This window comes from Curtobacterium sp. LFS079, from assembly GCF_047977865.1.
In the GTDB taxonomy this organism is placed as follows: Bacteria; Actinomycetota; Actinomycetes; order Actinomycetales; family Micrococcaceae; genus Arthrobacter.
Genome location: NZ_JBFPFO010000020.1, coordinates 1 through 14,326, shown reverse-complemented (window position 1 = coordinate 14,326; position 14,326 = coordinate 1). Strand labels below are relative to the sequence as shown.

The following is a 14,326-nucleotide window of genomic DNA, read 5'->3' as shown; positions in this document are numbered from 1 at the left end:
CTCTTACTGCACGGTCCGATCACCGCCGCCAGCCACCACATGGCGGACGGTGCACCCAGAACCCGACCGGTTCTCGAGAGAAAGTCAGAACGGATGCATAGCAAACACTGGAAGTTCCTGTTGGGATCGGCGCTGTCGGCAGCTTTGCTGGCGGCACCCCTTTCTGCCTTGCCCGCGGTCGCTACGGGGGAAACACCCCCTGCGGCCCCCGGCGTGGTCATCAACGAGGCCTACCTCAGCGGCGGAAGTTCCGGCGCCGCGTTCCGGAACAAATTCGTGGAGCTCTACAACAACAGCGACGCCGCAGTGGACCTTGGCGGCTGGTCCCTGCAGTACCGCTCCGGGATCAGCACTTCCGCACCGGGCGGGGTCACGGCACTGTCCGGAAGCATTCCGGCCAAGGGCTACTTCCTCGTCAAGGGAGCCAGCAACAACGCCGCCTCCACGGCCCCGGCGTTACCGGCCGCCGACGTCGACGGTTCCGGCAGCTTCAATCCTTCCGGTACCAGCGGGACCATCGTCCTGGCCAGGCAGGCAGCGGCCGTGAATCCCCTGCCCGCGGGGTCCGTCACGGGGAACGCTGCCGTGGCCGATCTCATCGGCTACGGCACTTCGAACACCTTTGAAACCGCGGCGGCCACCGCGCCGGCGGGGAACACCGACGTCAAGAGCCTGAACCGCAGCAACGGTGCGGACAGCGACAACAATTCCGCCGACCTTGCACTGAGCGCCTCCATCACCCCCACCGCCTCGGGTCCCGTGACGCCGCCGGTCGAGCCAGGTGCCAGGACCATCGCCGAAATCCAAGGCACCGGAGCCGCAAGCCCGCTCGCGGGCAGCACCGTCACCACCCGCGGCAAGGTCACCGCCGTGTACGCCACCGGCGGTTTCAACGGCTACTACGTCCAGACACCGGGCAGCGGCGGGGACACGGATCCGGCGGCCAGGTCGGCGTCGGACGCTTTGTTCGTCTATTCACCGTCGACGGCGGTCAGCGTGCACGCAGGCGACTACCTGGAACTCACCGGCGCGGTGAGCGAATTCGCGAACCAGACCCAGCTGACCGTCGACGCCGCCGGGCTCAAGGTGCTGGCCGAGGCCGCGCCCGAGGTGAAGCCCAGCAACTTCGCCCTGCCCGCCGACGACGCCACCCGCGAGCGCTACGAAGGCATGCTCGTGGCGCCCCAGGGTGCCTACACCGTCACGGATAACTACGCCCTCAACCAGTACGGTGAAATCGGGCTGGCTGCGGGCACCACACCGCTGGTCCAGCCGAACGCCCTGGCGGCGTACGGCACGCCGGAGAACACCGCCGCGGCCGCCGCCAACGCCCTGCGCGGCATCAAGCTCGACGACGGCGCCTCCACCAACTTCCTCAAGGACGCCGCCACGAAGGCCCTGCCGCTGCCCTACCTCAGCACCGCCGACCCTGTCCGGGTCGGCTCGGCCACGACCTTCCGCACCAACGTCATCCTGGGCTACGGAAACAACTCGTGGAAGTTCCAGCCGCTCTCCCAGCTGACCCCGGCAAATGCCGACACTGTTCAGCCGGCGTCCTTCGCCGCCAGCCGTCCGGCCGGGCCGGCCGAGGTGGGCGGGAACCTGAAGATCGCGTCCTTCAACGTGCTGAACTACTTCCCCACCACCGGTGACCAGCTCACGGGCTGCAACTACTACACGGACCGGGACGGCAATCCCATCACGGTCAAGGACGGCTGCAACGCCCGCGGGGCGGCCAACGCGGAGAACTTCGAACGCCAGCAGGCCAAGATTGTTGCCGCCATCATCAAGGCCGGGGCGGACGTGGTTTCGCTCGAGGAGATCGAGAACTCCGCCCAGTTTGGGAAGGACCGGGACGACGCCCTGGCAAAGCTCGTTGAGGCACTAAACGTCAGGACGCCGGGCGTGTGGGACTACGTCCGCACTCCCGCGAACGCCCCGCCGCTCAGCGACGAGGACATGATCCGCACCGCGTTCATCTACAAGAAGGCCACCGCCGAGCCGCTCGGCGAATCAATCATCCACAACGACACCGTGGCCTTCGCCAGCGCCCGCAAGCCGCTCGCCCAGATGTTCAGGCCGGTGGGTGCCGGGGACGACAAGAAGTTCATCGCGATCGTAAACCACTTCAAGTCCAAGGGCTCCGCCGCGACGCCGGACGATACCGACAAGGGCCAGGGGGCGTCCAACCTTACCCGCACCCAGCAGGCCCGGTCCCTGCTGGGGTTCGCAACAACACTGCAGGAGTCCAAGGGCACGGACAAGGTGTTCCTGATCGGCGACTTCAACGCCTATTCGCAGGAAGATCCCATCCGGGTGCTCACCAGCGCCGGCTACACCGATCTCGAGGCCGGCACCGGAAAGCACTCCTACCTGTTCGGCGGCATGGTGGGGTCCCTGGACCACATCCTCGCTTCGCCGGCAGCCAAGGCAACCGTCACGGGAACGGACATCTGGAACATCAACTCCGTGGAGTCCGTCGCTTTGGAATACAGCCGCTACAACAACAACGTGGGCAACTACTATGTGCCGGACGAATTCCGGGCCAGCGACCACGACCCCGTGCTGGTGGGCCTGAACCTGCCCCTCATGGAAACCCCGCAAAGTGTGGAGCTGCAGTTCCTGGGCATCAACGACTTCCACGGGCGCATCGACAGCAACACGGTGCTGTTCGCCAGCACCGTCGAACAACTCCGCGCGGCAGCTGCTCCCGGCAGCACCGCGTTCATCTCGGCCGGCGACAACATCGGTGCCTCACTGTTCGCCTCGGCCGTCGCCAAGGACCAGCCCACCATCGACGTACTGAACGCCCTCGAGCTGAAGGCCTCCGCGGTAGGCAACCACGAGTTCGACGGCGGCTGGGCGGACCTGCGCGACCGCGTTATCGCGGGCGGCGCGAACGCGAAGTTCCCGGTGCTCGGCGCGAACGTCTACCGGAAGGGCACCACCACCCCGGCCCTGCCGGAGTACACCGTCCTGGACATGAACGGGATCAAGGTGGCGGTCATCGGCACCGTCACCCAGGAGGTGCCTACCCTGGTCACTCCCTCGGGCATCACCGAGCTGGACTTCGGCGATCCGGTCGACGCCATCAACCGGGTGGCCGCGAAGATCAAGGCGGAGAAGCTCGCCGACGTGACCGTCGTGGAAAACCACGACGGCGCCAGTGCGGGCACGCCGGACGGCGCGACCCTGGAGGAGGAAGTCGCAGCCGGCGGCCCCTTCGCGAAACTGGTCAAGGAAACCAGCCCCGACGTGGCGGCGATATTCACCGGCCACACGCACAAGGAATACGCCTGGGACGCCCCGGTCTACGACGCCAACGGCCAGCCCACCGCCAAGACTCGGCCGATTGTCCAGACCGGCAACTACGGCGAGAACATCGGCCGCATCACCCTTACCGTGGACACGGCCAACAAGGAGGTCACGGCGCACACCGCGGCCAACGTCAAGCGCGTCACCACCGACCTCTCCGGCACGTACCCGCGGGTGGCCCAGGTGAAGGCGATCGTGGACAAGGCACTGGCCGAGGCCGCCGCCGTCGGGAACCAGCCCGTGGGCGCAGTAACGGCTGATATCACGACGGCGTTCACCCCGGACCCGGCGGGCGGCGCACCGAAGCGGGACGACCGCGCGAGTGAATCCACCCTCGGCAACCTCGTGGCGGACTCGCTGGTGGACACGCTCAAGGCGCCGGAACTGGGCGGGGCCGAGATCGGCGTCGTGAACCCGGGCGGCCTGCGCAACGAGCTGTACTACGCACCGGACGGCACCATCACCTACGCCGAAGCCAACGCCGTTCTGCCGTTCGTGAACAACCTCTGGACCACCTCGCTGACCGGCGCCCAGTTCAAGGCCCTCCTGGAACAGCAGTGGCAAAGCAACCCGGACGGTACGGTGCCGAGCCGGCCGTACCTGCAGCTGGGCCTGTCCAGGAACGTGAACTACACGTACGACGCCGGGCGGCCCGCCGGTGACCGGATCACCTCGATCCGGGTGGCCGGTGAGCTGATCGACCCGGCGAAGTCCTACCGGATCGGCACGTTCAGCTTCCTGTCCAGCGGCGGTGACAACTTCCGGATCTTCAAGGAGGGCACCAACACCCGGGACAGCGGCTTGGTGGACCGGGATGCCTGGATCAAGTACCTGCAGGCCCACAAGCCCGTCTCACCGGACTTCGCCCGCCGCTCGGTGGCCGTGGTCAACAGCACGCCAGCCCAGGTCCGGGGCGGCGAGTCGATGGCCCTGACCGTGTCCAAGCTGGACCTGACATCCCTCGGCAGCCCGGTGAACAAATCGCTCACGGCGGTGTTCACTGATGCCAAAGGCACGGCAACCCAGCTGGGCTCGGTTCCGGTGAGCGGCGGTGCCGCAGCCGTGGAGTTGACGGTGCCTGCGTCGGCCGCCGCGGGAACGGGCACCTTGGTGCTGACCGCCGTCGAGTCCGGGACCTCGGTGAAGACCGCGGTTAACGTGGCCACGCCGCTGCCGCCCAAGTGCACCGCACCGGTTCCACCCACCAAGTGGTACGACGTCATCGGCTGGGTCCGCTACGCGATCGCGTGGATCGAATACCAGAAATGCCTGAAGGGCTAGGAGGTCACATCCCCAGGACGGCCCGGGCGATTTCATCGGCGTCGCGCAGGGTCCGCTGGCCGCTGCGGTAGGCCGGGCCGTCCGCGGGGACAGCTTCGGCGGCGATGGCGGTCCCCCACTGGTTGGCGGACAGCTGCAGGCCCAGCACGTAGATGCCGTCGGTCACCGATCCGTTGGCACCCACGGCACGGTAAGGATGCGGCTCGACGTCCAAACCGGTGGCCTGCACCGGGCTGCCTTCCACGCCCAGCATGACCTTGGGCCGCACCAGGCCATCGGCCATCAGTTGCCGCATGAGCGGGGACGCGGTGGTGCCCACCCGGTTGGCCGGGGCCAGCGCTTCCACGAGGGTCTTCGCCGTGGCGGGAGGTCCGCCCACCCAGGGGGACGATGCCGAAAAAAGCCGCCGCGCGCGGTCCACGCTGAAGCGCGGATCAGGGCCGGTGAAGCTGACGATGCCGGCCCGCGCCAGGGCTGCCAGCTGCTCGGCCCGCAGCGCCGGAGGTCCGCTGGCCAGCCCTTCGACGAAGGACTCGAACCAGCCACGCAATTCGGCGAGCCAGGACGCATCGGTGATGCCGCCGTCGGCCACCACGGCTTTCAGCACGGCGCGGCCGGTGTGCAGGGCTCCGATCGCCATTTTCATGGGGTCCCCCTCGCCGAGGGCAGAACGCCGCGCGTCGTCATCGAGGTATTCGACGACGGCGGCGTCCAGCTCCCGCCGGCCGGCGAAGGACCGTCCGGCCAGCGGTGCGGCAAGGCCCGGCAGGTCCAGGCGGCCCGACGCCGCCACGTGCTTGGTCACCAGTTCGTCGACCCGTTTCTCCCAGCTGCCGGCGGCGTGGGCGTGCGGCTGCAGGGCATCCTCGAGCGCGGCGAGGAACTCGTCGGCGTCACTGACCGCGCCGGGCCGGGCCTTGGTGAGCGTGGAGTAGTAAGCCCAGAGGGTGTCCCGGTGCAGCAGCGGCCAGAGGTCGTGGTCGAATCCGGGCTGTATCCCGGCTGCGGCGAAGCGGGCCACCGCACGCTCGTTCAGGTAGCGCAACCGGACGGATTTCGGGTAGTAGCCGTCCAGCCCGGCCTTGGCCCGGTACGGTGTGCCGCGACGGGAGGCCGCGATGATCTTCGGTTCCCGTCCGGACGGCAGGTACTTCAGCGTGCCCGGGCCGTCTCCTGCCGGCTCGAACCGCCCGCCGCGGCCCACGCTCAGCTGCACCATGACATCGAAAAAGTTCAGTCCCATGCCCCGCACGAGCACGGGTTCACGGTCCGGCACCCGGGACCAGTCGACGTCGGCCGGTGCCGCCGGCGGCAGATACAGCAGTCCCAGCCCGGCAGCGGCCCCGGCAAAGAAGCGCTGTTCAGCGTTCAGCTGCGATTCCAGGTGCCCGAGCGCCAGGACCACCGCGTCGGCCGCAAGGTGCACGCCGGAGTCGAGTCCGACGTCGAACGCGGAGGTCCCGTCCGGATTTTTCCGTACGGAAAGTGCGGAGTTGCGGTGGAAAGTGAGCTCGACGCCGTCGGGCTTGCGTTCCAGCAGCGCGTCCAGCGTTTCGCTGAGGTACCGCCCGTAGATGGCGCGGCTGGGAAAATCGCCGGTACCGAGAACCGCGAGTTCGGCTTGTTCCTCGCTGCCCAGTCCGCTCCCGTCAGCCCGGCGCCGGGCCCGCCATTGCTCGAACGTGCCGCCAGCTAATGGAGGGGCAAGGGAGGGGTCCTCGTGGATGAGTGTGGGATAGAACGACTGCGTGTTCATCAGGTACAGGCGGGACTGCCCGGGCTGCCAGACCCGGCCCGGACCCGCCGGGTACGGATCCACGACGTCGATCTGCAGGGTGTACCCGGCCGGTGCCGAAGCCGCCCAGTTCGCGAACAATCGCTCCAGGACACTGGTGCCGCGAGGCCCCGCACCGATCAGTGCCACCTTGGTTTTCTGCGAATTGCCCACCGCCCAAGCTTACTTTCACCGTGACTTGCCTCCCCGTCAGCTCACCCTAGGATGGGGCCATGACCACCACTGCAGCCGGGCAAAGCCCTGAAACCGGGTCGAACGAAGGTACGGAGCCGAAAGGTACGGAGCCGGACGAGGACGCTGGAGCGGCCAGGATCACGGCCCCGGAGCCTGTCGACGAGAACATCTGGCTCGAGGAGATCCACGGCGAGGAGCAACTGGCCTGGGTCAGGGAACAAAACGCCCGGACCGAAGAGCTACTCGAGGACGAAGACTTTGCCGCATTGGAAGCCGGGATCCTGGAGGTGCTGGACTCCACGGACCGGATCGCCATGGTGACCAAGCGCGGCGGGCACTACTACAACTTCTGGCGCGACAAGCAGAATCCCAAGGGCCTGTGGCGCCGCACCACCTGGGAAAGCTACCTCAGCGAGGACCCGGAATGGGACGTGCTGCTGGACATTGACGCCCTTGCGGCCGCGGAAGACGAGGAGTGGGTTTTCCACGGGGCCTCGTTCCTGCGCCCCGCCGAGGGCCAGCCCTACAAGCTCGCCATGGTGTCGCTCTCCCCCGACGGCGGCGACGCCAACCGCCACCGCGAGTTCGACGTCGAGCAGCGCCGCTTTGTGGACCCCGCCGCGGGCGGTTTCGACATTCCGGTCGCCAAGGGCAACGTCAGCTGGCTCGATGCCGACACACTGTTGGTCGCAAGCACGGCCGGGGAGTTGCCCAAGACCAGTTCCTCGTACGCCCGAACGGGGGTGAAGCTGTCCCGCGGCCAGAGCCTGGACCAGGCCGAGCGGCTCTTCGAGATCCCGGAAGAGCACATGATGGCCCTCGTGGCGCACGATTCCACGCCCGGTTTCGAGCGCACCTTCGCCGTGGACTGGATCGATTTCTTCAACCAGCGCACTTACCTGCAGCGCGATGGCGGGTGGCTGGAAATCGAGGTTCCCACCGACGTGAACATCAGCGCCCACCGTCAGTGGCTGCTGTTCCGCCCCCGCCAGGACTGGGCCGTTGCCGGCGCGACCGTGGACGGCGGAAAACCGGCGGACACCGTGTTCCAGGCAGGCAGCCTGCTCGCCGCGGGGCTGGATTCCTACCTGGACGGCGCCCGGGATTTCACCGTGCTGTTCACTCCGGACGAGCGCACCTCCCTGCAGTCCTGGAGCTGGACCCGGGACTTCCTGGTCCTGAACCTGCTCAGTGACGTCTCTTCGCAGATCCTGGTGCTCGACCCCTCGCGTCCGTCGGCCGCGGGCAGGCACGCGGCCGGCGAACCCGGCGGCGTGGAAGAGGACGGCAGCGTCGAGGACGGCGGCGGCGTCGACGGCACGGTGACGGCCGGAGGCTGGGCCATGACGCCGCTGGATGCCTGCCCGCCGCTGCACGACGTCAACGCCTATGCGGTGGATGACGAAGACGAAAGCGAAAGCGCGGGCAACGATTTCTGGCTCGTGGCCACGGGATTCACCACTCCCACGACGCTGATGCGCGGCACCCTCACGGCTGCGGAGGGCACCGCCGTCACCAGCACACACGCAGTGGTGAAGTCCTCGCCGTCGTTCTTCAACGACGGCGACTATGAAGTGCAGCAGCACTTCGCGGTGTCCGCGGACGGTACCAGGGTGCCGTACTTCCAGATTGCGTCCAAGGAACTGGTGCTCGACGGCGGCAATCCCACCCAGCTGTCCGGTTACGGCGGCTTCGAGGTTTCCCGCACACCGGCCTACAGCGGGGCGATCGGCCGGTCCTGGCTGGAGCGGCGGAGCGGCAACGGCACCGGAAACGCCCGGGGCGGCGTGTACGTGGTGGCGAACATCCGCGGCGGCGGGGAGTACGGCCCGGCGTGGCACAGGGCGGCCCTGCAGGAAAAGCGGCACCGCGCCTACGAAGACTTCGCAGCCGTGGCGCAGGACCTGATTTCGCGCGGTGTCACCAGCCGTGACCGCCTGGGCTGCGTGGGAGGCTCCAACGGCGGGCTGCTGGTGGGCAACATGCTGACGCGGTTCCCGGAGCTCTTCGCGGCTGTATCCTGCGGTGTGCCCCTGTTGGACATGCGCCGCTACACCAAGCTTTCCGCCGGATACTCCTGGATCGCCGAATACGGCGACCCGGACGTTCCGGAGCAGTGGGAGTTCATCCGGACCTTTTCCCCGTACCACTTGCTGCACGACGGAGTGGACTACCCCGAGACATTCATCTGGACTTCCACCTCCGACGACCGCGTCGGCCCGGTCCAGGCGCGAAAGATGGCCGCACGGATGCAGGCGATGGGCATCCCGAATGTCTGGTTCCACGAAACCCTGGAGGGCGGGCATGCCGGCGCGTCGGACAACCGGCAGGCCGCGGCACTGCAAGCGCGCAGCCAGCAGTTCCTCTGGCGTGCCCTCACGGCCGGCACCGCCGAAAGCAGCATGAACGGCCTGCGGGGCTGAGCCCGGGCGCTCCTTCCACGGCCTCGCAGCGGGCTTCAGGAGCGCCAGAAGGGACCATCCGACGGCGGCATTCCGGCACCAACCCCACAGGAACCTGTCGTTTTGCGCTGTACGCCGTGTTCTGCGTATCCTTGGTGGGCTAGCAATAGCAATTGGAGACGTGCCAGAGCGGCCGAATGGACTTCACTGCTAATGAAGGGTCGGGGTTAAACTCGACCGGGGGTTCAAATCCCCCCGTCTCCGCGTTTGGCCCCGGTCCCTTTTCGAGGGAGCCGGGGCCTTTTGCGTACCCGGGGCGTCTTACCCGTTCCCGGGGCGTTTCGCCGCCCTCGGGCCTCGCCCCGGTGGCCGTCACCCCGCCTGCGCGAGGACGAGAGGCAGCACCGCTCCCGTTCCAGCCTGCCGGAGGGCACGGCCGGCAACCGTCACACTCCACCGGCTGTCCACGAGGTCGTCAACCAGCAGCACGCTCCGTCCGGCCAGTGGGGCAAGTGCCTCCCCCAGTTCCGGGCCCACGACCAAGCGCTCCCAGACGCCAGCCAGGCGGTAGGCACTGTTGCCTCCCCGCCCGCCGGTGGGTCCGCCGTGCTGGAGCTGCAAGGAACCGAGGTAGGGCATCCGTCCGATGCCGGCAATTCCCCGTGCCAGGGACTCCACGAGCAGCGGCTTGCTGCGTGAAGGCAGGCTGACGACGGCGGCCGGACGCTCCTGGCTGCTCCAGCTGCCTGGGCCGGCGTTCCCTCCGGCCCATTCCTTCAACACCTGTACACAGGCCTGCAGCATCGCCGGATCCACTTCGCGGTCCGCTGCTCCTGCGGCGAACAGTTCGCGCAAGGCACCGCCCCAGCCAAGATCACTCAGGCGGGCCAGGGCGCGGCCCTCCGCTATGGCTTCCTCCGCCTTGATCCTGCCCTTCACGGCCATGCCCAGGCGGTCCATTCCGCTGGGCCACTGCAGCCGCGGTTCCACGGCGACGCCCGCGCGGCTGAGCGTCCGGCCCGCTGCGTCGGCTGCTTCTGCCGCGATGTCCGCCGGGAACCAGCGACCTGCGCAGTTGTCGCAACGCCCGCACGGGCGCGCGGAGTCGTCATCCAGGACGGCGGTGATGTACTCCATCCGGCACCCCGCGGTGTCCTCGTAGATGATCATCGAGTCCTGTTCATCGACCCTGGCCTCGGCAATCCGGGCATAGCGTTCCGCGTCGTAGAACCACGCTTGCCCGGTGGACCGCCAGCCGCCGCCGACCCGTTCTACTGCCCCGTCCACGGAAAGGACCTTCAGGAGGAGCTCCAGGGGCGTGCGGCGGAGGTCGACCCGCGCCTCGAGGGCGACTGTGGATAACGCAGTCCCGGCCTCCCCCAGCGCCTGAAGCACGGCCGCTGCCTTCTCCTCGGACGGCATGGACGCAGTGGCGAAGTACTGCCAGATATCCCGGTCCTCCTGGCCGGGAAGGAGCAGTACGTCCGCGTTGGCCGCGCCGCGACCGGCACGGCCCACCTGCTGGTAGTACGCCACCGGGGAGGAAGGCGCACCGAGGTGGATCACGAAGCCGAGGTCCGGCTTGTCGAAGCCCATGCCGAGGGCCGAGGTGGCGACGAGTGCCTTCACCTGGTTGTCCTTGAGCTGCTGCTCCGCCCGCTCCCGGTCTGCGGGGTCCGTCCGCCCGGTGTAGGCGAGGACGTCGTGGCCGGCTTCCGCAAGCAGCCTTGCTGTGTCCTCGGCGGCGGAGACTGTGAGGGCATAGATGATGCCGCTGCCGGGCATGTCCGACAGGTGCGTCAGCAACCAGCCGAGCCGGTCCCTCGAATTGGCCAGGTTCAGCACGCCAAGGCGCAGCGATTCGCGCCCGAGGGAACCCCGGATGGTGAGCACCCCCGCGCCGAGCTGTTCCTCGATGTCGTGGACCACGCGCGAGTTCGCCGTGGCCGTGGTAGCAAGCACCGGCACGGTATCCGGCAGGCGGCCGATCAGGTCCGCGATGCGCCTGTAGTCGGGCCGGAAGTCATGCCCCCAGTCGGAGATGCAGTGTGCTTCATCGATCACCAGCAGGCCAGTGCGGCGGATCAGTTCCGGCAGCTGGTTCTCCCGGAAGGAGGGGTTGGTGAGGCGTTCGGGCGAGACGAGCAGTACATCGACTTCATCGGCCGCGAGCTGCGCGTGCACTGTCTCCCAATCCAGCTGGTTCGCGGAATTGATGGCTACGGCCGGACGCCGGCGCGGGCCGCTGCGGCCACCTGGTCCCGCATCAGGGCCAGCAGGGGCGACACGATGAGGGTAGGCCCGCTCCCCCGGCGCCGCAGCAGCAGCGAGGACACGAAGTAGACAGCCGACTTTCCCCAGCCGGTGCGCTGCACCACCAAAGCCCGGCGGCCGGCGTCGACAAGCGCCTCGATCGCCTCGTACTGACCGTCATGGAATCCGGCCTCCGGGTTGCCGACAAGCTCCCGGAGAACCTGCAGGGCTTCCTGTCGGGTGCTGGTGATTTCTGCGGTGTATGGCTCCTGGGACATGGTTTCAGTATTCCAGCCGGGTCCGACAGCCAGCACCCCGTGACCTTCGCTATGTGGACAAGTGCGAAAGTTGTGAAGTCTGTCCACATACGGGGTCCGTGTGGGTGCGCGCCACCACCGCCACAGTAGGATTGAGCCCGTGACTAGCGAGCAGAACAACACTTTCGACCTCTCGGCTTCCTTCAAGGCCTACGACGTCCGGGGCATCGTCGGCGAGACCATCAGCGCGGAAATCGTGAAGGCCGTCGGCGCCGCTTTCGTCGACACGCTCGGCCTCGCCGGTGAGACGGTCCTGGTCGGCGGGGACATGCGGCCGTCCTCCCCCGAGTTCATCAAGGCATTCGCCGACGGCGCGTCCCGCCGCGGCGCCAACGTCCAACTCCTGGACCTGATCTCCACCGACGAGCTCTACTACGCCTGCGGCGCCCTGAACGCAGCCGGGGCCACATTCACCGCTAGCCACAACCCGGCCCAGTACAACGGCATCAAGATGGCGAAGGCCGGGGCCCAGCCGATCTCCTCGGAATCCGGCCTGAAGGAGATCCAGGCCCTCGCCGAGCAGTACCTGAACGAAGGCGCCATTCCCGAGGCAGAGACCCAGGGAACCATTGCCGTCCGGGATGTCCTGAAGGACTACTCCGCCTACCTGCGCAAGCTCGTGGACCTCAGCGGGTCCCGCCCGCTGAAGGTGGTCGTCGACGCCGGCAACGGCATGGCGGGCCTGACCACGCCTGCTGTGCTCGGCGACGCCCTTCTCCCGGCACTGCCCTTCGAGATTGTCCCGCTCTACTTCGAACTGGACGGCTCCTTCCCGAACCACCCGGCGAATCCGCTCGAGCCGGAAAACCTCCGGGACCTGCAGGCCGCCGTCGTCAAGCACGGCGCGGACATCGGCCTGGCGTTCGACGGCGACGCCGACCGTTGCTTCGTGGTGGACGAAAAGGGCGAACCTGTGTCGCCGTCTGCCATCACCGGCATGGTGGCGCGCCGCGAAATCGCGCGGGCAAAAGCCGCCGGCGAGGAAAGCCCGGTCATCATCCACAACCTGCTGACCTCGAAAGCCGTCCCGGAACTGATCGAGGAAGACGGCGGCCGTCCGGTGCGCACCCGCGTGGGACACTCCTTCATCAAGGCGGTCATGGCAGAGGAGGGCGCCGTGTTCGGCGGCGAACACTCCGCCCACTTCTACTTCCGTGATTTCTGGAACGCCGACACCGGCATGCTCGCCGCCATGCACGTCCTGGCCGCCCTGGGCGAGCAGGACGGGCCGCTTTCCGAACTCGGCCGCCAGTACGAGCCCTACGTTTCTTCCGGTGAGATCAACTCCGAAATCGAAGACAAGGCCGCCGCGATCGAACGCGTTCGTGCAGATTTCGAAGGTGAAGACATCGACATCGACCACATGGACGGCAGCACCTTCAGCGCGAAGGACGGCAGCTGGTGGTTCAACCTGCGTCCTTCCAACACCGAACCCTTCCTGCGCCTGAACGCCGAGGCGAAGGACGCCGAAACCATGAGTGCGGTGCGCGACCGCGTCCTGGCAATCGTCCGCGGCTAGCGGGGAAGCGGCACCATGACTGAAGACATCTCACCGGACGCAACCCCGCCGGAATCCGACGCCCAGGAAATCATCTCGCGGGAACTTCGCGAGGTCCTGGGAGCCGCCCTCGGAACGGCCCAGGAGCACATGGAGCAGAACGGCGGATTCCTGCCGTTCGGCGTCACCCTGGCCGACGACGGCGAGCTGCGGCTCGTGATGATCTCACCCGGCGAGCTGGACACCGAAGGGAACGTCGACGCCGGGACGATGCTCACCGACGTCATCGACCTCCTGCGCCAGGGCCGCGAGGGGTACCGGGCCGTGGCGTTCGCCAGCGACGTCACCCTTCCCGAGCACGGCACGGACGGCATCCACGCCGCCGCGGAGCACCGCGGCGGCGGGCTGATGGCCGCGGTGGTGCCTTACGAGGTAACTGCGGAAGGCTTCAGCTTCCGCCCGCTTGAGGCAGACGGCCACGATGCGACGGTCTGGGCGGACTAGGTCCGGAGGTGTGGACGGCCAAATCCGGGCCAGACCGGCCGCGCACGGATCAGCCCCGGGAGAACCGCCTCTGCACGAACGCGGACCGATGCATAAGCTGAAGTCATGAAAATCAATGCGTTCGCCGATGTGAGCCTGCGCGCCGTCATGGTGCTGGCAGCCGCTCCGGAGGGCGCACTGCTGACCACCCAGGCGGTCGCGGACGCCGTCGGAACACCGTACAACCACGTGAGCAAGGCATTGGCCAAGCTGCGCGAACTGGGCCTGATCGCCGTCGAACGGGGCAGGAACGGCGGATCACAACTGACAGGTACCGGGCGCCGCGCGACGGTGGGCCAACTACTGCGCCACCTCGACAGCAGGCAGGATCCGGCCGAATGCCAGTCGCCCAACGGCGACTGCCCGCTCATCACCGAATGCGGCCTCCGGCGCGCCATGGGGCGCGCCCGGGAGGCCTTCTACCGCGAACTCGATGCCGTGGTGATTTCCGCCCTCCCCCATGCCCGGCAGATGGATCCCGTTTTCCGGACCATCGGCCTGCGGCCCGAAATCCAGACGCCGGAAATCCAGGCGCCGGCAGCCCGACATTAAGCAGGGCTGTGCCGCCCGCGTCAGCAGGGAACGCCGTCGTCGAAGCCGCTCTCCCCATCCCGTCCGGCTCGCCAACTGACGCCAAAAACCAACGGCGGGCCCGGCCCCGTAAAGCCAAAGGGTGGCGGGCCCCCGGCGCATTACCCGGGGGGGGCCCGAGGGGTAGGAGGCCCGCCCAGTACGCCCCGACCGCCAG

Annotated in this window: 6 protein-coding genes, 1 tRNA gene and 1 pseudogene; 6 read left to right on the top strand and 2 right to left on the bottom strand. The window is 67.9% G+C overall.

All coding sequences use genetic code 11. From position 1 onward, the window contains the following. Positions 1–93: 93 nt before the first annotated feature. A complete protein-coding gene (locus tag ACNQPB_RS19510) occupies positions 94–4,596 on the top strand; it encodes an ExeM/NucH family extracellular endonuclease (protein ID WP_498754081.1) in 4,503 nt (1,500 codons plus the stop codon). A 4-nt stretch (positions 4,597–4,600) separates the two neighbouring features. Here the strand turns inward: ACNQPB_RS19510 and ACNQPB_RS19505 are convergent, their stop codons facing one another. Then, entirely contained in the window at positions 4,601–6,544 is a 1,944-nt protein-coding gene (locus ACNQPB_RS19505) for an FAD/NAD(P)-binding protein (protein WP_498754080.1), read from the bottom strand. A gap of 59 nt (positions 6,545–6,603) precedes the next feature. On the opposite strand from ACNQPB_RS19505, the gene ACNQPB_RS19500 reads away from it, so the two are divergent. After that, on the top strand, positions 6,604–8,988 hold the full coding sequence (locus tag ACNQPB_RS19500) for a prolyl oligopeptidase family serine peptidase (RefSeq protein ID WP_498754079.1): 2,385 nt from the start codon (positions 6,604–6,606) through the stop codon (positions 8,986–8,988). 154 nt (positions 8,989–9,142) lie between these two features. After that, positions 9,143–9,231 (top strand) — tRNA-Ser (locus ACNQPB_RS19495). Between the two features lie 108 nt (positions 9,232–9,339). Here the strand turns inward: ACNQPB_RS19495 and ACNQPB_RS19490 are convergent. Further along, positions 9,340–11,498 (bottom strand): annotated as a pseudogene (locus tag ACNQPB_RS19490) (RecQ family ATP-dependent DNA helicase). Between the two features lie 139 nt (positions 11,499–11,637). On the opposite strand from ACNQPB_RS19490, the gene ACNQPB_RS19485 reads away from it, so the two are divergent. The 3 genes from ACNQPB_RS19485 (at position 11,638) to ACNQPB_RS19475 (ending at position 14,130) form a co-directional block, all read left to right on the top strand. After that, positions 11,638–13,056 (top strand): phosphomannomutase/phosphoglucomutase, encoded by a 1,419-nt coding sequence (locus ACNQPB_RS19485; protein ID WP_498754078.1) that lies wholly within the window; start codon positions 11,638–11,640, stop codon positions 13,054–13,056. Between the two features lie 15 nt (positions 13,057–13,071). Further along, positions 13,072–13,539 (top strand): hypothetical protein, encoded by a 468-nt coding sequence (locus ACNQPB_RS19480; protein WP_498754077.1) that lies wholly within the window; start codon positions 13,072–13,074, stop codon positions 13,537–13,539. Positions 13,540–13,644: 105 nt separating this feature from the next. Continuing rightward, positions 13,645–14,130 carry an RrF2 family transcriptional regulator gene (locus tag ACNQPB_RS19475; RefSeq protein WP_498754076.1) on the top strand — a complete coding sequence of 162 codons (486 nt, stop codon included), beginning with the start codon at positions 13,645–13,647 and terminating at the stop codon, positions 14,128–14,130. Positions 14,131–14,326 lie beyond the last annotated feature (196 nt).